Here is a 21,285-nt window from a genome sequence, read left to right on the forward strand (position 1 = left end):
AGGGGTGCGCTCCGGGACTACCCGGACACCAGCAGTCGGGTCCGGAAGTGCTCCAGCACCTGGTCGAGGGCCTTGCGGGTGGGCTGGCCGGGCTCGTCGACGAGATGCTCGGTCAGCACGGAGTGCGGGGGCATCAGTCCGTCGGGGTTCGCGGCGCTGTCGTCGAGTTCGACCCCGACGAAGGCCTCGCCGAGCTTCTCCCGCAGCATCGCGAAACGCTCGCCGGGGGCCAGCCGGTCGCCCCGGAAACGCAGCCCGAGCACGGTCAGACCCGCCTCGCAGCGCTGCTGGACCGTGCGCAGGTCGGCGTCCGAGATGTCGAGGGAACGGCGGTTGCGGTCCGTCACGGCGAGCGGCAGGGACGGCTGGCAGAGCACCGGCGCGAGCAGGCGTTCGTCGGTGGCCATGGCGAGGGCGTAGCCGCCGGTGAAGCACATGCCGACGGCGCCGACGCCTGGCCCGCCGCAGCGCTCGTGCTCCCGCACCGCGAGGGCGCGCAGCCAGGTGACGACGGGTGAGGTGCGGCCGGCCGCGAGGACGGTGAACTCCCGGCTGACACAGACCCGGGCGAGGGCCCGCGCTCCCGTCACGGCGGCGCCGGTCCGTCCGTGGGCCGCCGGATCGGGGTCCCGTCCGGCCACGCCGAACAGGTCGGGCAGGACCACCGTGCAGCCCAGTGCGCGCACCTCGCGGGCGAACCGGGCCACCTTCGGGGTGATGCCGGGTATCTCGGCCATGACGATCACGGCCGGGCCCTCCCCGGAACGCAGCACTCTGTGCGAGCGGCCCCCGTGCGTGAAGCGTTCCCACGTGAAGTCGGCCAGCGCGTCGTCGGCCACGCGTCCCCCTGAAGTCGGCACCGCTCCCTGACAGCGGGCCGCATCCTACTGGCAAGTAGCCTGGCGCGCACCGCCTTCTGGCCAGGCCGTCTGCGGGTGGTCGGAGCAGCGCTCAGCGGCCGGGCCGGGCGAGGGCGAGCAGCCGGTCCGCGTGCCGGGCACCGCTCTCGGCGGCGATCTCGTCGAGCGTCTGCGCGTCCCGCACGGGAGCCAGGCGTACGGCGTCCTCGTCCAGGGTGTAGCCGTGCACGGCCGGGCGGGGCAGACTGTTGTACGCCCAGGGCGTGGAGAAGTAGTAGGCGCCCGTGTCGTACAGGACGACCCAGTCGCCCTCGGTGAGCAGGGGCAGTTCGCGGCCCTCGGCCACCATGTCGCCGGCGAAGCAGCAGGGTCCGGCGATGTCCTGGGGCTCGGCCGGTCCTGTCCGGGGCCGCCCCTGCGGGTCGAAGGCGCCGACGCGCAGCGGCCAGGCGCCCGGCATCAGGACGGTGCGGGTCGCGGTCTGCGCTCCCGCGTGGGTCACGGCGATACGCCGTCCTCCGGCCTGCTTGGCGTACTCGACGCGGGCCGCGATGAAGCCGTTCTTGGCCAGCAGCGACCGGCCGAACTCGGTCACCAGCGCGTAGCGCCCCGCGAACAGGCCGGGCGCCGCGGCCCGCAGGGCGCGTACGTGGTCGTCGAAGGTGGGGCGCACCTCGTCGTCGTCGAAGTTGACGGGCAGTCCGCCGCCGATGTCGAGGCTGGTGATCTGCCGCCTGCCGACCACGGCGTTGATCTCCTCCGCGAGGCGGTACGTCTCCGCGATGCCCTCGGCGATGAGTCCGAGCGGGCAGCCCTGGGAGCCGACGTGGGCGTGCAGCCGGGTCAGCCAGGGCCGCCGGACGAAGGCGTCGACGACCCGCTCACGGCCGCCCGGGTCGCGCAGCGCCACGCCGAACTTGGAGGTCGCGGTGGCGGTGCTCATCGCGCCGATGCTGCCGCCGCCGACCTGCGGGTTGACGCGCAGTCCGACGACGGACGCGCAGCCGGCGGGCCGCAGCGCGTCGATACGGGTGAGTTCGTCGAGGTTGTCGGCGTTGAGGGCGACTCCCAGGTCGAGTGCCTCGGCGATCTCCTCGTGGGTCTTGGCGGGTGAGTCGAGGACGATGCGGGACGGCGGGAATCCGGCGTCCCGGGCGAGCCGCAGCTCGCCGGGGCTGGCCACCTCGCAGCCCATGCCCAGCCCGGCGAGGAGCCGCAGCACCGGGACGAGGGAGGCGGCCTTGGCGGCGAAGGTGTGCAGCACCTCGGGGACGGTGTCGAAGGCGGCGTGCAGGGAGGCCACCGAGGTCTCGATCCCGTCGGTGTCGAGGAAACCGGCGACGGGCTGCCCCGGGCCGAGCAGGCCGTGCTCGAGGGCGTGACGCAGCACGCTGCCGGCGCGCCCCGCGCTGCGGGCGGCGGACCGCGGGCCGAGGATCGCGGAGGTGTCGGGAGGCGGGCTGAGCTGCGCGGGGGCGTCGGAACGCGTGGTCACGGATGGCCCTTCGTCGGTGTCGAGGGAGTGACACGAGCGTCGTCCGCGGGCCCGCGCCCGTCTTCGTGAGGCAGGACAAAGAAACGGGGATTCCTTGTCCCCCGCTCCGAATAACGCCACAAGAAGGGCGAAAACGACCAGAGAGTCACCGACCCCTCAGGGTCGCTCCAGCCCCTCACGGGCCGGCGGGTCCGTCTCCGCCAGCCGGAGGGCGAGCGTGACGACGAGCCGTGTGTCGGGGTCGTCGAGGTCGATGCCGAAGCGTTCACGGACCCGGCGCAGCCGGTAGCGCAGGGTGTTGGGGTGCAGGACGAGTCGCCGCGCGGCACGGGACATGTCGCCCGCGGCGTCGAGGTACGCGGTGAGCGAGCGCACCAGCTCGCCTCCGGCGGCGAGGTCGGTGGCGATCATGTCGTGGACCGGGCCGCCGTGGCGATCCCAGAGCGGCCGGATCGCGTCGAGCACCCGCAGGACGGCCACGGTGGACGACAGGTCTCCCGGACCGGCGTGCCGGACGGGCCCCTGCCGGTCGTCGGGCCCTCGAAGGTCCACGGACCCGCTCCGGTCCGCCGGCGCCCCCGGGTGGCCCGGCCCGGTTGCGCGGGCCTCCCGTTCCCGCAGGGCCCGCACGACGAGCAGGGCCTCCTCGTAGGAGTCGGCGGCGCCGGACGGCGTGGCGGCCGGTGACCCGGCACCGGCCCACACGGCCGGGGCGTCGGGCATGTCGGCGGCGAGGGAGGCTAGCTCGCGTGCGAGGTTCGGCGCGTCCCGCTCGTCGCCGTCCGGGACCGGCAGCAGTACGGTCAGCCGGTCGCTCTCGCGCCAGACCCGCGCGGTGGCGCGGTACGCGGAGGCCTGGAGCGCGAGGGCCCGGAGGCCGCGTTCGGCGGTGGATCCCGAGGCGCGGTCCCGTTCGGCCACGACGACGGCACAGGGCACGTCCGGGGCCAGCTCGAGCGACCACATGTGGGAGTGGTGGTCGCCCTCGCCGAGCAGCAGGCCCCGCAGGGCGTGGGCCTGGCGCCGTCGTCCGGTGCTGCCGCGCAGCCGGTGCTGGAGCAGATAGGGCACCGCGACCTCCGCCGCCCGCCGCAGCGCCTGCGCCGCGTCCGGGGACAGCCGGTCGCCGTCCGCCGCGGCCCAGATGGACCCGAGGACCTCGCCGCCGCTGCGGATGGCGACGACCAGCCGCTCGGGATCGTCCCCGTCGGCGGCGCGGTGGATGACGTCGTGGGAGGTCCACAGGGTGCGCAGCAGTCCGCTGCGGCGCAGTTCGGCGACCCGCCACTCGGGAACCCGGCCGCCCAGGATCGTCGACAGCCGCAGCCCGTCGGCGTCGGCGCTGGTCGCGGAGTGCGCCAGTACGCGGAACTGGGTGTCCTCCACGGTGATCGACGCCCGGCAGGCGCGGGCGGCCATCGAGGCGAGCATGCCGAGGCCGCCGCCCGCGGCGCCCTGTGCCAGGCTGTCCCGGCTGCCGACCGCGCCGAGCGCGAGCGCGAACCGCACCAGTTCCAGGGTGTCGCCCCACTCGGCCCACCGGGCGCGCGACAGCAGGGCGATCCCGGCCCGCCGCGCGGCGTCGAGGACCGGGGCGGGGGCGCCGCCGTCGCCGCCTTCGCCGTCGCCACTCAGGACGACCGCGACGGCACCCCGTCGCGCCGCCTCCCGCACGACGTCCGCGGCGCGCACGTCGTCCAACCGCGCCCCCACGGCGAGCACCATGTGGCCGTCGTACGGCCCCGCCGAGTCCTCCACCCCGATGATCACGCCCTGAACGACGACGTCGTCCTGTCCGGCCGGGGCCAGCAGGAGCCGCAGCACGCCGTCCTCGTCCTGGGCCAGGACCTCACGCAGGGTCGTACCGGACGGCACCTCGCCGCCGAGCTCCTCCCCGGGTCGTCCGGCGGTCACGGCCGGTGGGTGCGGGCGGGGGCGAGTGGATGCATCGGGCCAGGATACGAGGGGATGCGACGAGGGCGGTGCCGACCGCGGAGGGGTGGAGCACGACCCGCGTCGGGTGTGGAACCGGGCTCGGCCCGCGTCGCTGTGAGGGGCAGGGCACGGTCCGGGGACGAGATGGACGCGGGGGACGGCGTTCGCGGGGTGTGAGCAGGCACGGTCCGCGCCGCCGTGGGCCCGGGGACGGCGTTCGCGGGGTGTGAGCAGGCACGGTCCGGGGACGAGATGGACGCCGGGTACGGTCCGCGCGCCCGGCCGGGGCAGTGTCGGCGCCGCCCCACTTCCGCGGGCGGGCCGCCCTACTTCCGCGAGCGCGACGCTTTGGACGGCGGCCGGGCTTCGGCCAGTCGGCCCAGCTCTCCGTCGGCCTCCTCGGCGCGCCCCCGGGCCTTGCGGATCCGGGGCGCCAGGGCCCTCGCGTGCTCGCGCGCCCGCCGCTCGGCCTTCCGCGCCCGGCTCTGCTCCTCCTCGACCCGCCGCAGCTCGTCCGTCAGCTCACGCCCGCGGTGCCCGAGCAGCTCGGCGCGGCGGCCGGCCTCGCGGGCCTCGTCGGCGGCCCGGGACGCCTCCTCCTCCAGGGCCCGCAGGGCCTCCGCGGCGGCCTCGGCCTCCCGGCGCGCGCGAGCCAGGTTCCGGCGGCGCTCCGCGTCGGCCTTCCTGGCCTGGTCGGCCGACTGGCCCGGACCGGATCCCGGGCCGGCTCCCGGGCCGACTCCGGGCTTCGGGCCCCGTCCGGCCGTCGGGCCCTTGCGCGGGGCCGCCTGCGCGGGGCGCGCGGTGGCCGGGGTGCGGGCGGCGCCGGGTGCCGGGGTGGGGAGGTGACCGGTGGGGAGGAGCGGCCGGGCCAGGTTGCCGGAGGCCCACTGCTGGGCGGCCTCCGGGTCGGAGAGGACCGCGCGCAGGGTGTTCTCGATCTCCCGCTGGGCGTCCTCGCTGATCGGGTGCCCGGCCTGGGCGGCCAGCCTGCGCGCCTGCCCCGCCAGCACCCCGATCAGGGCGTACTGGCGGCGGCCGAGCTCACGCAGCCGGCGGCCGTCGAGCGAGCGGTGGGCCTCGCGCAGCCCCTCCCCCAGCCGCAGCAGCGGTTCCACCTGCTCTGGCTCCTGGCGGACGAGGAGATTGCTCGCCCAGGCGGAGAGGCTCGGGCGGCGCAGTTGGCCGATCCGCTGGGCCAGGGGCCGGTCACCCGCGCGCCGGGCGTCTCCCGCGTGGGCGTCGCGGGCGGCGGTGAATTCCTCCGGCCGCAGCCCGTACAGCTCACGGACGACGGTGTCGTAGTCCATGCGGATTCCCGCCTTTCCCGCCGGACGGCTGGATCCCATTGTCCTCCGCACGACCGCGGGCGGCTCGCGCGGAGGACTCCCGGTGCCGGCACTCCCCCCGGCCCGCGCCTCGACCGCCGCCGGCCGCCGCCGCGCGGCGCGGATGCGCTCGATGCCGAGCTTGACGCAGCGGTCGAAGCGGTAGACGCCGTTCTGTTCCTGGAAGGCGTCCGTCAGCCGGGTGTACCAGTAGCCGAACATGTTCGGGTCGTCCAGCAGGACCGCCGTGAATCCGGCGAACCGCGCGTGGAACTCGTCCTCGTCACGGACCCGCTCCCCGGGCGGCCTTGCGGGGCCTCGTCGCGCAGAGCCGCGCAGCCGCCCCGGCGCGGGCATGCGTGCCGCCCGGGGCGGCACGGGTGGGCGCGGCGGCACCTCGCTGACGCCGAGCCGCGTAACTGCCCACGCCTCGACCCATGGGGTACGGGTGGTGTCTGGGCGCGCGGTCCCCCGCGCCCCTTCAGGGCGGCATCGCCAGGCCCCGTGGCGACGAGCCGACAGCCGCCCCCGCCTCGGGGCGTCGAGGACCCCCTGTTAGGCGTGTAGGGGCGCGTGGCATTATCGCTACTCGACAGTAGCTTGGGGTTTCCGGTCGGGAGGCAACACCGTGGCCCGTGTGTTCAGCGTGAGTGACAGCATCGTCATCGACGTCGCGCCCGCGGTCGCTTACCGCGCGGTGAGCCGCCCTTCCGACATGGGCCGCTGGAGTCCGGAGAACCTGGGGACGGCTCCCGGAACCGCGCCGGGGCCCGTCGCGGCGGGGGAGACGTTCGTCGGCCGGAACAAGCGCGGGAAGTTCCGCTGGGTGACGCGGTGCACGGTCACCGCGGCGGACCCGGAGCGGACCTTCGCCTTCCGGGTGCACGAGATCGGGCTGACCCGGCCGCGCCTACGGGCTCCGATCGCCACCTGGGAGTACCGCTTCGAGCCCGCCGGTGACGGCACCCGCGTGACCGAGACCTGGACGGACGACCGCCGGCGGTGGCCGACGTTCGCGGCGAACCTCTTCGACCGGATCGCCACCGCGGGCAGCACCTTCGCCGACTTCCAGGCCCGCAACATCGCCAGGACCCTGCGCAATCTCAAGCGAGAGCTGGAGCAGGAGCAGGAGAGCGCCGGGAAGAGCGTCTAGGAGTAGCCTTCGTACCGCTCTCCGCCTCCTGGGCGGCCGGGCCGGTGGCGCAGGCAGGCGGAGGTGCGATCGCCCGCACGTCCGCCCCTTCGCCGACCCGCAGCCCGACGAACAGCGCGGCGGCCTCCAGGAGTCCCGCCCGCCCGAGGCCGCCGCCGGACACCGGTCGGCGGCCCACGTCCCGCACCAGCCGCCGTACCCGCGCGAGAGCCGACGCGTCGTCCCCGCCACCGGCACGGCCGGCGGACGCCCGTCGAAGTCCGGTGGCCGCGTCCGCCACACGTCCTCGTGGCAGAGGTTGAACGCCTTGACGACGTGAACTCCCGGTGCCGTCGAGGCAGTTGCCGCACACGGCCGAGGGGCCCGCCCCCCGGGAGCGGGCAGTCGGGATTGTTCGATCGCTTTGGTTCCTGAGTGATTCCGTTGATGAATGTTTCATGTTAGGTTCCCCAGCACCCGGCCCCCACCGGGCCCACGGGGCGCCCCCACGCCCGCTTTCGCACCGCTCGCTCGCCAACTCCGCACGGATTCCCGCTCGTCGACCGGCCGCAGGGCCGCGAAAACGGGCGGGACTCCGGTGCGCCATCCTGCCCAGGAGGAGTTCGATGCGACGCATCGTCGCCTGCCTGGCGGCCCTGTTGGCGATGGCCGGAGGCCTCTTCTTCACCGGAACCACCCCCGCCTCCGCCGCCATCGCGCCCAAGGCGCCGCCGCTGACCACCCCGTGGACCGACCAGGTGTCCACCACCAACCCCCTGCCCGAGTACCCGAGACCGCAGATGACGCGGCCCGACTGGCAGTCGCTGAACGGAGAGTGGGAGTTCCTCAACCCGCCGGCCGACGGCGCCGGCAACGTCAACCGCAACGCGGCCCCACCGCTGGGCCGGACCCTCCCCGAACGCGTCCTCGTGCCCTACCCGGTGGAATCCGCGCTGTCCGGCATCATGCGCAACGACAACCGCGACCTGATGTTCTACCGCCGCACCTTCACCGTCCCCCAGCACTGGTCCGGTCGGCGCGTCCAGCTGCACTTCGGCGCCGTCGACCACGAGGCCACCGTATGGGTCAACGGCACCCAGGTCACCACCCACCGGGGCGGCTACGACCGCTTCGAGGTCGACATCACTCCCCAACTCCGCGGTGGCGGAAACGAGTTGGTCGTACGTGTCTACGACCCGACCGACGGCCGGGGCGAGAAGCAGCCGATGGGCAAGCAGACCGACAAGCCCGGCGGCATCTTCTACACACCCACCTCCGGCATCTGGCAGACCGTCTGGCTGGAGCCCACCCCCGTGTCCTCGGTCTACTCCGTCGACATCAGGCCCGACCTGGCCACCAACACCGCGCGGGTCAGGGTCTTCACCCGGGGTGACGTCGGCGGTCACACCGTCCTGGCCGAGGCGATGAACGGCTCCCAGGTGGTCGGCCGCGCCACCGGCGGATTCACCGAGTTCGCCGTCCCGGTGCCCGACGCCCGGCGCTGGTCGCCCGACGATCCGTTCCTCTACGACCTGCGCGTCACCCTGCGCAACGCCTCCGGGGCCGCCGTCGACGCCGTCACCAGCTACTTCGGCATGCGCGAGATCGGGACCAAACTGGTCAACGGTGTGCTGCGGCCCACCCTGAACGGTGAGTTCGTCTTCCAGGTCGGCACCCTGGACCAGGGCTTCTGGCCCGACGGCCTCTACACCGCGCCCACCGACGCCGCCCTCGCCTTCGACCTCCAGAAGCACAAGGACCTGGGCTTCAACATGGTGCGCAAGCACATCAAGGTCGAGCCCGCGCGCTGGTACTACCACGCCGACCGGCTGGGGCTGCTGGTCTGGCAGGACATCCCCTCCACGCTGCCCTTCGACGCGAACCGCACCCCGGCGCAGACCTCCCAGTTCGAGACCGAGGCCCGCGAGATCATCGACGAGCACCGCTTCTCCCCCGCCGTCGTCACCTATGTGCCCTTCAACGAGGGCTGGGGCGAGTGGAACCTGGCCGACACCCGGCGGGTCACCACCGAGCTGGAGAACTACGACCCGGGCCGGCTGATGAATCCGCACAGCGGCTACAACTGCTGTGCCTCCAAGGGCGATCCGGGCACCGGAGACATGATCGACTGGCATGTCTACACCGGCCCCGACGGGCCGCGTCCGTCGGCGAACCGGATCTCGGTGCTGGGCGAGTTCGGCGGCATCGGGCTGCGCACCCCCGGCCACGAGTACAGCCCCGACGGGCAGTTCTTCGCCTACGAGCAGGTGTCCAGCGCGGCCCAGCTCAACGACCGCTACACCGGCATGGTCCGGGACGTGCAGCAGCTCATGACGACCAAGGGGCTGTCCGCATACGTCTACACCGAGATCACGGACGTCGAGGGCGAGTACAACGGACTGCTGACCTACGACCGCCGGGTGCAGAAGGTCGACACCGCCCGGCTGCGGGCGGCGCACGGCGCGCTCGTCGCCGCCTCCCGCAACCTCAACGCGGCACCGCCGCTCACCCTGGGGCATGTCCGGTCCTTCCGGGTCACCACCCCGGGTTACACCGACCGCTATCTGCGGCACGCCGACTCGGCCGCCCGTACCGACGTCCTGACCGGTTCCTCCGCCGACGGTCCCCGTCAGGACGCCTCGTTCCGGACCGTCGCCGGGCTCGGGGACGCGCGCTGCTACTCCTTCGAGGCGGTGAACCAGCCGGGCCGGTACCTGCGGCACGCCTCGGGCCGGGTCCGGATCGACGCCGACACGGGCGGTTCGTTCGCCGCCGACGCGACCTGGTGCTCCCGAGGCGGCCTCGTGGCCGGCGGTATTTCCTTCGAGTCGCTGAACTTCCCCGGCTCCTATCTGCGGCACTACGCGGACCAGGTGTACCTCGCCCGCAGCGGCGGGCCCAACCCGTGGGACACGGCGTCGTCGTTCGCCGCCGACGCCACCTGGAACACGGCCGACCCGGCCCTGTGGCGCAGTTCGGTGACCCTGCCGACGGACGTACGGCGTTCGCTGCGGGTGACGACCTGGGGTCACACCGACCGCTATCTGCGCCACGCCGACAGCCTGGGCTGGACCGAGATCGTGAACTCCGGCAGCAGCGCGCTGCTGAAGCAGGACGCCACGTTCACCGTCCGGCGCGGTCTCGCCGATTCGTCCTGCTACTCCTTCGAGTCGGTGAACCACCCCGGCCGCTATCTGCGGCACTCGGCGAGCAGGGTGCGCACCGACGTGGACGACGGCACGGCGCTCCTGCGTCAGGACGCCACGTTCTGCGCCCGGCCGGGTGCCGGCGGGACGGGGGTCACCTTCGAGTCGCTGAACTACCCGGGCTCGTATCTGCGGCACTTCGAGTCGGCGGTGTACACCGCCTCGGGGAACGGGTCGGGCGGGTTCGACCGGCCGCAGACCCTGACCGCCGACAGCAGCTGGTCGCTGGAGGCGCCCTGGGCCCCCTGACCGGGTCCCGCCCTCACCGAGAGACGGCACAGGCCTGCCGGGAACGGTGTCACCGTTCCCGGCAGGCCTTCTTCGTGTGGGGGCGGGTCGTGTGTCAGGCGGTGTGCAGGGTCAGGCCGTAGCGGCCGAGGATCTCGTTGACCGGCTGGAACCAGGTCTCGCCGCCGCTGGAGCAGTTGCCCCAGCCGCCGGAGGTGACGCCCTGCGCCTGGTCCCCGCTGATGAACGACCCGCCGGAGTCACCGCCCTCCGCGCAGACGCTGGTCTTGGTCATCTGGTACACCGCGCCCTGGCTGTAGTTGACCGTCTGGTTCTTCCCCAGGACGGTGCCGCAGCGCCAGTGGGTCGTGGAGCCCGAGCGGCAGATCGAGGTGCCCACCGGGGCCTCCGCGGAGCCGCGGACCAGACGGTCGGGGATCGTTCCCCAGCCGAGCACCACCGGCACGGTCCACCAGCCGCTGTGGATGCTGACGTAGGCGTAGTCGTCGCCGGGGAACGAGGAGCCCTGGAAGGTGCCCATCGCCGACCCATCCCAGCCGCGTACGGCCGCTCCGGCCCGCCCGCAGTGGCCGGCCGTGACGAAGCCGCCGTGCACGGAGAAGCCGATCGAGCAGCGGACGTTGCCGGTGTAGTAGGGGTCGCCGCCGACCGTGCCCGCCGCGTAGGTGCGCGGCGCCGCGGCCGTCGTCGCGACGGTGACCGGGCCGGTGGCGCGGGCCCGCTCGACGAAGGCACGCACGGCGGGCGCGGTCCGCTCGGCGCGCACGACGTCGACGACGACGCTGTTGGTGCGCGCGTCGACGTGCCAGCCCGCGACCCCGGCCGGGGCGGTGAGGGAGTCCAGCCGTGACTTGGCCCGATCCAGGGCGGCGGCGCTGTGCCGCACGAGCCGGGTGTCCGCGCCGAGGGCGCGGATCTCCGGGGCCCTGGCGGAGTCGGTGACGGCGACGACGAGCCGGCCCGTCGCCGCGTCGAACCACGATCCGCCGTACGCGCCCGCGGCAGCCGAACGGGCGGCCTGCTCGATGCCCATGGCGGCCCGCTCGGCGCGCAGGCGCTCGGTCGCCTCCCGTGTCGAGAGCCCGAGGTCGCGGCGCATGGCGTCGAGCAGACCGGGCGAGACGGAGAAGGCGTCCTCGGCCGGGGCGGCGGTGGGGGCGGCGCTGGCCGCGCCCGCGTGGGCGGTGCCGAGCCCGGCCGCGAGCAGCAGGGCCGCGACGACGGCGCGCAGGGTGACGGTGCGTTTCACGAGGCCTCCTGGTGGGGGGAGTTGGCGGGGAGCCACCTGAGAGCGCTCTCAGAGCGCCTGCCGGAACGCTAGACCCTTCACCCTTGTCAGGTCCATACCAAGTTTTGGCCGTAATGCGACCACCGGCCCGGCCGGTCGTCGGGCATGCCGATGCCCCGGTCCGCCACAGGGTGTGCGCGGACCGGGGCGGCCCTGGGGTGCGCGGCCCCCACCGCTCGCCCCAGGAGTCGTGGCTACCGCTTCTCGGCGGTGTACAGGGCACTCACCTCCTCGGTGGAAAGTGCCTTGTCATAGGCGTGGACCTGGTCGACCGAGCCGTTCCAGAAGTCGACGTTCCCGCCACCCCACTTGGCCCGGCCGACCGCGAGCGGGCCGGTGCCGACGTCGGCCGGCCCGGGCGCGGCCGTGGCCACGAGGGTGCCGTCGACATACAGCCGGATCTCGTTGTTCTCGGTGTCCCGCACGCCCACCAGGTGGTACCAGCGGCCGAGTTCGGGGGTCGTGACGAACCGGGCGCGGTTGGCGCCGGGGGTGCTGAAGGCGAACGCGCCCTGTCCGTACTGGAGGTAGAAGGGGTTCTCCTGGCGGCGGCCGTCCTGGCTGACCACGGTCGCGTAGTTGCCGGGCAGGGAGTCGAGGGTGGCCCAGGCGGAGACCGTGTAGCTGGTGGTGGTGTCGAGGACGGGGCCCTCGGTCTGGGCGAAGTGGCCCTGGCCGTCGAACTTCAGGGCACCTCCCCGCACTCCGTCGGTCCAGGTCGTGCCCGGGTTCAGCCTGAGGGGAAGGGAGTTGGGGCCGGAGTCGGCGGCGGTGGTGCCGCTGCCCTCGTCGAGGGACCAGGAACCGCCGCCCTTCAGCGGGGCACGGTCGCCGGCCGCGGCGCCCGCCGCGATGACCTTGAGGTTGATCTCCCTGACCCGGACCGGGTCGACCTTGATCTCCCGCCGGTCGTAGGTGTAGAGCCCGTTCAGCTCGTTCTCCAGGTCCGAGATCTGGGTGTAGACCGAGCCGGAGAGTTCGGCGCCGGCCGCCTCCAGGTAGTACCGCCCGGTGTTCTCCACGTACTTGCGGGTCAGCGCCTCCTTGTCCGCGACGCCGCTGTAGATCACGGTCGGGGCACCCGGCCACATGTGGCCCGGGGTGCGCAGGGTGAAGCCGCCGTGCTCGCCGTCCATGGCCGCCCGCCGGGCGTCGGGGTAGGCCGGGTCGGTGTTGTTGTAGTCGTGGTGGTCGATGATGCCGCCCTTGCCCGAGTCACCCTTGGAGTTGCAGCAGTTGACCCCGCTGTGGGCGTTCACGACACGGGACGGGTCGGCCGCCTCGACCTGCTCGGTGATGCGCCCGGTCTCCTCGCGGTCCCACTCGCCCCAGCCCTCGTTGAAGACGATCCAGCCGATGACGGACGGGGAGTTGTGGTGCTGGCGCATCATCTCGCGCCCCTGGTCGACGAACGCCTTCTGTCCGGTGGCGTCGGTGATGTTCCCGGAGACGAAGTCCTGCCAGACGAGCAGACCCAGCCGGTCGGCGTGGTGGAACCAGCGCGGCGACTCCACCTTGATGTGCTTGCGCACGGCGTTGAAGCCGAGCTTCTTGTGCGCCTCGAGGTCGAAGGCGAGGGCCTGGTCGCTGGGCTGGGTGTACAGCCCGTCGGGCCAGAAGCCCTGGTCGAGGGTGGCCAGGGAGAACACCGGCTTGCCGTTGAGCACGAGCTTCTGGAAGCCGCCGACCTTCTCGACGCCGATCTTCCGCATGCCGAAGTAGCCGTCGACCCGGTCGGCCGACCTCCCGTCGGTCAGGCGTACTTCGAGGTCGTAGAGGTAGGGGTCGTCCGGGCTCCAGAGGTGCTGCTTGGCCACCGGCAGTCGCAGCTCCGCGTTGGCGGGACCGGTGACCCGGCCGACGACGCGGCCGCCGGTGTCACGGGCCACGGCCTCCACCCGCGCGCGGTCCGAGGCCGTGCCGGACTCGACGGTCAGCGCCAGGCTGCTCGAATCGATGTCGGGGGTCGTGACAAGGTTGTCGACCGACACGGGAGCGACCGGCTCCATCCACACCGTCTGCCAGATACCGGAGGACTGGGTGTAGAAGATGCCGCCCGGGTTGGTGGACTGCTTGCCCGTCGGCTGGTTCGCGCCGCCGGTGTCGGTGACCGCGACGACGACCTCCTGCTTGCCGGTGCCCTTCAGCGCGTCGGTGACGTCGGCGCTGAACGCGTTGTAGCCGCCGGTGTGTTCCGCCACCTTCCTGCCGTTCACCCAGACGGTGGCCCGGTAGTCGACCGCGCCGAAGTTCAGCTTCAGGCGGTTGCCGGCGGCGCCCGGGGCGACCTTCCAGTCCTTGGGCACCTCGATCAGACGGCGGTAGAACATGTGGTCCTCGTGCCGCTCGAGGCCCGAGAGCTGCGACTCCACCGGGTAGGGCACGACGATCTTCTCGTCCAGGTCCTTGCCGAAGACCGGCTGTTCACCCGCCTCGGCGCCGGTGAACTGCCAGGGCCCGTTCAGATTGCGCCACTTGCCGCGCACCTGCTGGGGGCGCGGGTACTCCGGCAGCGGGTGCCGCTTGTCCACCTTGTCGCCCCACGCGGTGGTGAGCCGGTGGGTGGAGGAGTTCTGGGCGAAGCGCAGGATGCGCGGGACGGTCTCGTCGCCGTTCTTCAGGCCGCCCTGTCCGTCGTAGTCCATCCGGACCTGCTGTCCGCGCTGGATCGGCTCGGAGAGTTCCACCAATGCGGTGGTGGGGTCTCCGGACACGGCCCGGACCGAGCTGATGGGCATCGGCGTGGTGTCGGCCTCCACCGTGAGGTGCTCCTTCACGGTGGACAGCCCGCTCACCGGATGCTCGAACCGCAGCCGCAGCTGCCGTCCGTCCGCCGGGACCGTCGGCTCCACCGGGTAGACCTCGAAGCCGTCCGGCGGGGTGAACGCCGAGTCCGGCACCAGTTGCTTGGGCAGGTTCGGCGTCGACCAGCGCAGGAACATGTTCGCGCCGCCGACGTCCTGGAACATCTCGAGACGGAACTCGTGCTTCTCACCGGCCGTCAGCCGCACCGGGGCGCTGGTCTGCTCCCGGTCCCAGTCGGGCACCCAGTGGTCGATGACCGGCTCGCCGTCGATGAACAGACGGAAGCCGTTGTCCCCGATCGCGTGGAACGTGTAGTCGCCGGTCTCGGGGGCCTCGATCCGGCCGGTCCAGCGCGCCGTGGTGTGCTCGGTGCGCCCCGTGAGGGACTGGAACGTGCCGGTGAGACCGGAGAAGTTGATCTGCGGGTCGAGGGTGGTGCCGCCGAGGGTGGCGAAGTCCCGTGCGCCGGGCGCCGACATGCTGAAGTACTCGCCCTTCAGGCCGTGCACCTCGATGTCCGCGGCGGCGGCGCTCTCGGAGGCGGCTGTGCCGGCGGGCTCGGCGGCGGAAGCGGCGGCGGGGACCAGGGCGGCGGAGGACAGCAGCAGGGCCAGCGCGGCGGGCAGCGCCCATCTTCCGTACCGGGGACGGGTGTTACGTCGTGTCATCGGGTCCTTCCTCGTGGAGAAGGGGATCGGAGCCGGAACCCCGAGGAGCTGAGGCGTGCTGAACCGCGCACTGGCAGGCACCACGTCCGCCTCCGGGTGGCAGGCACCATGTCCGCCTCCGGGTGGCAGGCACCATGTCCGCCTCCGGGTGGCAGGCACCATGTCCGCCTCCGGGTGGCGCGGGCGTCCGGCGGGTGCCGACGGTGCCTTCGGCGTACCGGCCGACGGCACCTTCGGTGTACCGGCGTACCAGCCGACGGCGCCTTCGGTGTAACCGCCGCACCGGCCGACGGCGTCGGCTCACGGCCCGTACACCCTCACCGGCGGCTACCGACGGGCGACGGGCGACGGGCGACGGGCGACCAAGATTCCAACGTTGGAAATCTGTCCGCAGCGGAATGACAGCATGCCGCCGGGAGGCTGTCCAGACCCCGTGCTCCCACTGCGCTGAGTGACCGTCACACGGCGGGCGGGGCTTGCCGATCGTTCACGGCCAAAGGTTCGGGAAACGTGGCGCCAGCGTCTTGCCGAGCTCCCCACGGCGTGGTTATAACGTTGTAAAGCCGGAGTCGCCGACCGCCAGGAAAGCGGCTGGTGTCCTTCGTCCTCCCAGGTCAGCGACCGGTCCTGGCCGGTCCGGCCTGCTCGCAGCCGGTTCTCCCCGGCCTTTTCGCACCAGACCGGCTCCGTCTTCCCACCCAGCGCGACCGCACGCCGCTCGGCGGTGCTGTCCCCCGCCAAGGAGTGTCCTCGATGACCCTTCCGCTCGGATCCCGCACGTTCTCCGTCGCCTGCGTCGTCGCCGCCACCGCCGCCCTGGCCCTGACCGGCTGCTCCAAGTCGGAGACCACGGACAACGCGAGCGGTGACAGCAGCCAGGGCGCGCAGAGCGTCAAGACGCCGTCCGCGCCGGCCGGCGAAGGCTGCACCCTGAGCACCTACGGCGCCCCGAAGCTCGACCTCGAGAACGCCGTCGTCGGCTTCTCCCAGTCGGAGAAGGAGGCCAACCCCTTCCGTATCGCGGAGACCCAGTCCATCAAGGACGAGGCCGCGAAGATCGGCGTCAGGAAGCTGCTGACGACCAACGCGCAGTCCCAGCTGTCCAAGCAGATCAGCGACATCCAGGACATGCTGGCGCAGGGGGCGCAGTTCCTGATCGTGGCGCCGCTCAACTCCGACGGTCTGGAGCCCGCGTTCCAGGCCGCCGCGGCCAAGAAGGTGCCCGTCCTCACCATCGACCGCAAGGTCAACGCGGCCGCCTGTAAGGACTATCTGGCCTTCCTGGGCTCGGACTTCGTCGAGCAGGGCAAGCGCGCCGCCGACGCGATGATCAAGGCGACGGGCGGCAAGGGCAAGGTGGCGATCCTGCTCGGCTCCTCGGGCAACAGTGTCACCACCGACCGGACCAAGGGCTTCGTGGACCAGGTCGGGGCCGAGGCGCCCGGACTGGAGATCGTGGCCCAGCAGACCGGCGAGTTCGCCCGCGACAAGGGCCAGCAGGTCATGGAGCAGCTCATCCAGTCGAAGCCCGACATCACCGCCGTCTACGCGGAGAACGACGAGATGGCCCTCGGCGCCGTCACCGCCCTCAAGGCAGCGGGCAGGACCCCGGGCAAGGACGTCAAGATCGTCTCCATCGACGGCACCCGCAACGCCGTACAGGCCCTGGCCAACGGCGAGTTGAACGCGGTCATCGAGTCCAACCCGCGCTTCGGACCGCTCGCCTTCGCCACCGCCCAGAAGTTCTACTCCGGCGAGGGCGTCCCCGAGGACGTCATCATCTCGGACCGCGAGTACGACCCGTCCAACGCCAAGGACTCGCTCGGCGGGGCGTACTGAGCGAGCACCGGGCGGACGTGAGCGACGCGGTGCCCGGTGTCCGGCTCCCCGGGGCACCCCGTCACGGCACTGTCGGCAGGCCGGGGCAGGCCGACGTGGCGGTACGGGCGGTCCGCGCGGGACGAAGCCGCCCCGGCGGGACCTTCCGGCCGGGCTCCGGGACCGGCTCGACATACCTCCGGCCGGGCTGGACCGGCTCGGCCACGTCCGAGGTCCGTCCCGGGAGCCCTGCCGGGGTCTCACCTTCGCGGCCCCGGCACCTGTTCCGCGCAACTCCCCCGCCCGGCAAGGCACTTCGCCGGACCGTTCCGGACGGGTGCGCGCGCCGGCCGAGGTGTCGACTTGCAGGGCGCGGCGACCGAGCGGACGGTGCCGGCGGAAGTCGGCGACGGCCGACGGGACGGGCCTGGCGGAAGTCGGCGCCGACCGAGCGGGCGACCCGGCGGAGGTCGGGCGTCGGCCGAACGGAGTGGTCCGGTGAAGTGCCGGCCCAGCGGACGGCCCCGGGAGAAGTCGACGGCGACCGAGCGGCTCCCGGCCGGCGGTGGTCACCGCCCCTCGGCGGGGGCTGACCCAGCGGAAGTCGGCGACGGCCGAGCGGACGAACCCGGCCGAAGCCGGCCTGGGCGGGAGTCGGCGGGGGCCGGCCGTCAGCCCGGCCCCGCCCGCCCGGAACCCCTCATCCCTCCCACCCACCCCTCCCCCAAACCCCTCTCCGGAAGGCCCATTTCATGGCATCCCCCGAAGCGGCAGCGGCAGCCGCAGCGGCCGCGGCGCGCGGCGACGATCCGTCGGTCGCCCCGACGGTGCTGGAGGCCCGCGGTGTCGGGAAACGCTTCCCCGGCGTGATCGCCCTCGACGACGTCTCGTTCACCCTGCGCGCCGGGGAGACCCACGCGCTCGTCGGGGAGAACGGCGCCGGGAAGTCCACCCTGATCAAGGTGCTCACCGGTGTGCACCGGCCCGACAGCGGTGAACTGCTGCTGTCCGGGCGCCCGGTGCGGTTCACGCACCCGGCCGAGGCACAGACGGCCGGCATCTCCACGATCTACCAGGAGGTGAACCTCGTACCGCTGATGAGCGTGGCCCGCAACATCTTCCTCGGGCGCGAGCCCAAGAACCGCTTCGGGCTGATCGACTTCCCGCGGATGCACGCCGAGGCCGCCGAACTGCTGGGCGGGTTCGGCGTCGGGGTCGACCCGCGCCTGCCGCTGCACACGCTCGGCATTGGAACGCAGCAGATGGTCGCGCTCGCCCGCGCGGTGTCGGTCGAGGCACAGGTGGTCGTCATGGACGAACCCACCTCGTCGCTCGAACCCCGCGAGGTGGATACGCTGTTCCGGGTCATCGGCGACCTGCGCCGCCGGGACATCGCGGTCGTGTACGTCAGTCACCGCATGGACGAGCTGTACCGGATCTGCGACCGCGCCACCGTCCTGCGCGACGGCAGGCACATCCACACCGGCGACCTGGCCGAACTGGACCGTGTGCGGCTGGTGTCCATGATGCTGGGCCGGGAGATCTCCGAGGTGCGCCGGCACGGCGTGACGAGCTTCGGCGACGAGGGCCACGACATCGCCCGCGACCCCGTCCTCACCGCCACCGGACTGACCCGCCGGCACCAACTCGACGGTGTGTCACTGGAACTGCGCCCCGGCGAGGTCCTCGGTCTGGGCGGGCTGCTCGGTTCCGGCCGCAGCGAGACCGCGAAGGCCCTGGCGGGCGCCCTGCCGCTGGACTCCGGGGAGGTCCGGGTCGCCGGGACCGCCGGGGCCGGCCGGTTCACCTCGGCGAGCGCCATCCGGGCGGGCATCAGCCTGCTGCCGGAGGACCGCAAGGCCGAGGGCATCGTGCCGGGTCTCTCGGTCCGGGAGAACATCGTGCTCGCCGCCCTGCCCCGGCTCTCCCGTGCCGGGATCGTCTCACGAGCTCAACAGGACCGGGTCGTCGACATCTTCATGAAGCGGCTGCGGATCAAGGCGTCCAGTCCCGAGCAGAAGGTCGGCGAACTCTCCGGCGGCAACCAGCAGAAGGTGCTCCTGGCCCGCTGGCTCTGTCTGGAACCGAAGGTGCTGCTGCTCGACGAACCGACCCGAGGCATCGACGTGGGCGCGAAGGCCGAGGTCCAGGCCCTGGTCGACGAACTCGCGCAGGAGGGTCTCGCCGTGCTGCTGATCTCCTCCGACATCGAGGAGCTCGTCGAGGGCGCCGACCGGATCGTGGTCCTCAGGAACGGCGCCACCGTGGGCGAACTCGTCGGCGAGCAGGTGTCCGAGGACGCGCTGCTCGCCGCCCTCGCCGACCACGGGCCGCCCGCCGACGCGTCCCCGAACACCTCTCTCACCACGTCCCGGGACAAGGCCCCGCGACCGGGCGCCGAGGAGAACCCCCGATGACCACCCAGGCCCCCGCGGCACCGGCCCGCGGACCCGTCATGCGGCCGACCACCGCCGCGTGGTTCCAGGCGTACGGCGTGTACGCGGCCGTGGCCGCGCTGCTGCTGTTCAACGCGTTCTTCACCGAGCACTTCCTCACCGTCGACAACCTCCGCACCCAGCTCGTCCAGGTCGCCCCGATCGTCATCGTCGCCCTCGGCATGGCGCTGGTGATCGGCACCGAGGGCGTCGACCTGTCGGTGGGCTCCGCGATGGCCCTGGCGGCCGCGCTGCTGCCGCTCTACCTCGGCTACGGCCTGGTGCCCGCCCTGGTCGTGGCGCTGCTGGCGGGCGCGGTGGTCGGCGCGGTCAACGGCACGCTGGTGTCGGTGGTGGGGCTGCAACCCATCGTGGCGACACTCGCGCTGTTCGTCGGCGGCCGGGGCCTGGCCCTGGTGCTCGCGGACGGGCAGCTGAAGCAGATCTCCAACCCCGACCTGCTGGCCCTCGGCACGAACAGTGTGCTCGGCATCCCGCTGGTCGTCGTGATCGCGGGCCTGCTCGCGCTCGCCGTCGCGTTCCTGGTGCACCGGACCACGTTCGGCCGCCAGGTCGTCGCGATCGGCGGCAACCGCAAGGCCGCCGCCCTCGCCGGACTGCCCGTCAAGCGCGTGCTGACCGGCGTCTACGTCCTGTGCGGGGTGCTCGCCGCCCTGGCCGGTGTGCTCGCCACCGCGCGGCTGACCGCCAGCGACCCCTCCTCGCTCGGCACCCTGATGGAACTCTCCGCCATCACCGCCGTGGTGGTGGGCGGCACCCCGCTCAGCGGCGGTTCCGTCCGGGTGCTGGGCACGGTGGCCGGCGCCCTGCTGATGCAGTTGCTGCGCGCCACGCTGGTCAAGCACGACCTGCCCGACTCCACCGCCCAGATCGCCCAGGCGGCCATCATCGTGGCCGCCGTCTACGTCGCACGGGAGCGCCGATCCCGATGAACCCCATGTCATCCGTCACGGCCCCGGGGCCGGCCTCCTCCCCGGCGCCCGAGGCCGGGGGCAAGCCCGCCAAGGACCGTTCCGGGGCCGAGGGCTCCGGGCGGGGACGCCTCGCGGCCCTGGTCCAGCGGCAGGGTGTGCTCGCCGTCCTGCTCCTCGTCGTCGTGATCGCCTCGTTCACGTATCCGGCCTTCGCCACCCTCGACAACGCCCGGGGCGTGCTCGTCCAGGCCTCGTTCCTGGCGATCGTGGCGCTCGGCATGACCCTGGTCATCGTCACCGGCGGCATCGACCTGTCCGTCGGGTCGGTGTTCGCCCTGGGCGGGGTGCTCGCCGCCTGGGCGTCCCAGTGGGGTCTGCTGCCCGCCCTGCTGCTGCCGCTCGTGGTGTGCGGGGCGATCGGCACGCTGAACGGTCTGCTCATCGCCCGCGCCGGGATGGCGCCCTTCATCGTCACCCTGGCCTCCCTGCTGGGGGCGCGCGGTCTGCTGCTCGCGATCACCGACGAGGGCGCCACGACCTATCTGGTCCCCAAGGGGTCCGCGTTCGCGGAGTTCGGGCAGGGCGGCGTCGGCGGGTTCGGCTATCCGATCCTGGTCGCGCTCGTCCTGTTCGGTGCCGGCGGTCTGCTGCTCCAGCGCACCTCCTTCGGACAGACGCTGTTCGCCGTCGGCGGCAGCAACGACGCCGCGACCCTCATGGGGCTGCCGGTCGCCCGCGCCAAGGTGATGGTCTACGTGCTGAGCGGGCTGCTCGCCGGGTTCGCGGGCGCCGTCAACGCGGCCCGGCTGTCCTCCGGGGTGACCATCATCGGCACCGGCATGGAGCTCGACGCGATCGCCGCGGTCGTCATCGGCGGCACCCTGCTCGTCGGCGGGGCCGGCTCGGTCAGCGGAACCCTGTGGGGCGTGCTGCTGCTGGCCGTCATCCAGAACCTGATCAACCAGATCGGCTCGCTGAACTCCTCCTACCAGTCGGTGGTCAGCGGCGGCTTCCTGATTCTGGTGGTCGTCACACAGCGGTACATTTCACGCAGCAGAAGAACGCTCTGACGCAGGCGGGACCCAGCCGACGCCCGGAACCCGGGCCGGTGCGGCCCCCGCCAAGGGCCAG

10 protein-coding genes and 4 pseudogenes are annotated in these 21,285 nt (G+C 72.9%); 7 read left to right on the forward strand and 7 right to left on the reverse strand.

The window, feature by feature from the left end:
- Positions 1–17 precede the first annotated feature (17 nt).
- The 4 genes and pseudogenes from ACFYR0_RS27190 to ACFYR0_RS27205 form a co-directional block, all read right to left on the reverse strand.
- The gene (locus ACFYR0_RS27190; RefSeq protein ID WP_389333363.1) at positions 18–839 is read right to left on the reverse strand and encodes a dienelactone hydrolase family protein; all 822 of its coding nucleotides are present in this window, start codon (positions 837–839) and stop codon (positions 18–20) included.
- Positions 840–951: 112 nt separating this feature from the next.
- Entirely contained in the window at positions 952–2,298 is a 1,347-nt protein-coding gene (locus ACFYR0_RS27195; protein ID WP_389333440.1) for a diaminopimelate decarboxylase, read from the reverse strand.
- Positions 2,299–2,511: 213 nt separating this feature from the next.
- A complete protein-coding gene (locus tag ACFYR0_RS27200) occupies positions 2,512–4,269 on the reverse strand; it encodes a PucR family transcriptional regulator (RefSeq protein WP_389333367.1) in 1,758 nt (585 codons plus the stop codon).
- Between the two features lie 1,424 nt (positions 4,270–5,693).
- Positions 5,694–5,918: pseudogene (locus tag ACFYR0_RS27205) on the reverse strand (beta-galactosidase); the annotation flags it as partial.
- Between the two features lie 328 nt (positions 5,919–6,246).
- On the opposite strand from ACFYR0_RS27205, the gene ACFYR0_RS27210 reads away from it, so the two are divergent.
- Entirely contained in the window at positions 6,247–6,771 is a 525-nt protein-coding gene (locus ACFYR0_RS27210) for an SRPBCC family protein (RefSeq protein WP_389333370.1), read from the forward strand.
- Here ACFYR0_RS27210 and ACFYR0_RS27215 read toward each other — a convergent pair.
- Positions 6,722–7,110: pseudogene (locus ACFYR0_RS27215) on the reverse strand (hypothetical protein); the annotation flags it as partial. The gene ACFYR0_RS27210 and the pseudogene ACFYR0_RS27215 overlap by 50 nt on opposite strands.
- Before the next feature lie 305 nt (positions 7,111–7,415).
- Between ACFYR0_RS27215 and ACFYR0_RS27220 the strand changes: the two are divergent.
- A pseudogene (locus ACFYR0_RS27220) lies at positions 7,416–9,710 on the forward strand (AbfB domain-containing protein); the annotation flags it as partial.
- Between the two features lie 60 nt (positions 9,711–9,770).
- Positions 9,771–10,205 (forward strand): annotated as a pseudogene (locus ACFYR0_RS27225) (AbfB domain-containing protein); the annotation flags it as partial.
- 94 nt (positions 10,206–10,299) lie between these two features.
- Here the strand turns inward: ACFYR0_RS27225 and ACFYR0_RS27230 are convergent.
- Positions 10,300–11,454: a S1 family peptidase gene (locus ACFYR0_RS27230; protein ID WP_389333373.1), complete on the reverse strand. Its 1,155-nt coding sequence runs from the start codon at positions 11,452–11,454 to the stop codon at positions 10,300–10,302.
- 233 nt (positions 11,455–11,687) lie between these two features.
- Entirely contained in the window at positions 11,688–14,966 is a 3,279-nt protein-coding gene (locus tag ACFYR0_RS27235; protein WP_389333376.1) for a LamG-like jellyroll fold domain-containing protein, read from the reverse strand.
- 753 nt (positions 14,967–15,719) lie between these two features.
- On the opposite strand from ACFYR0_RS27235, the gene ACFYR0_RS27240 reads away from it, so the two are divergent.
- The 4 genes from ACFYR0_RS27240 (at position 15,720) to ACFYR0_RS27255 (ending at position 21,224) form a co-directional block, all read left to right on the forward strand.
- Entirely contained in the window at positions 15,720–16,805 is a 1,086-nt protein-coding gene (locus tag ACFYR0_RS27240; RefSeq protein ID WP_389333379.1) for an ABC transporter substrate-binding protein, read from the forward strand.
- Positions 16,806–17,536: 731 nt separating this feature from the next.
- Positions 17,537–19,201: a sugar ABC transporter ATP-binding protein gene (locus tag ACFYR0_RS27245; RefSeq protein ID WP_389333382.1), complete on the forward strand. Its 1,665-nt coding sequence runs from the start codon at positions 17,537–17,539 to the stop codon at positions 19,199–19,201.
- Positions 19,198–20,172 carry an ABC transporter permease gene (locus ACFYR0_RS27250; protein WP_389333385.1) on the forward strand — a complete coding sequence of 325 codons (975 nt, stop codon included), beginning with the start codon at positions 19,198–19,200 and terminating at the stop codon, positions 20,170–20,172. The genes ACFYR0_RS27245 and ACFYR0_RS27250 overlap by 4 nt, the downstream gene beginning before the upstream one ends.
- The gene (locus ACFYR0_RS27255; protein ID WP_389333388.1) at positions 20,169–21,224 is read left to right on the forward strand and encodes an ABC transporter permease; all 1,056 of its coding nucleotides are present in this window, start codon (positions 20,169–20,171) and stop codon (positions 21,222–21,224) included. The genes ACFYR0_RS27250 and ACFYR0_RS27255 overlap by 4 nt, the downstream gene beginning before the upstream one ends.
- Positions 21,225–21,285 lie beyond the last annotated feature (61 nt).

Origin of the sequence: Streptomyces sp. NPDC005017, assembly GCF_042873115.1 — a bacterium.
Taxonomy (GTDB): Bacteria; Actinomycetota; Actinomycetes; order Streptomycetales; family Streptomycetaceae; genus Streptomyces.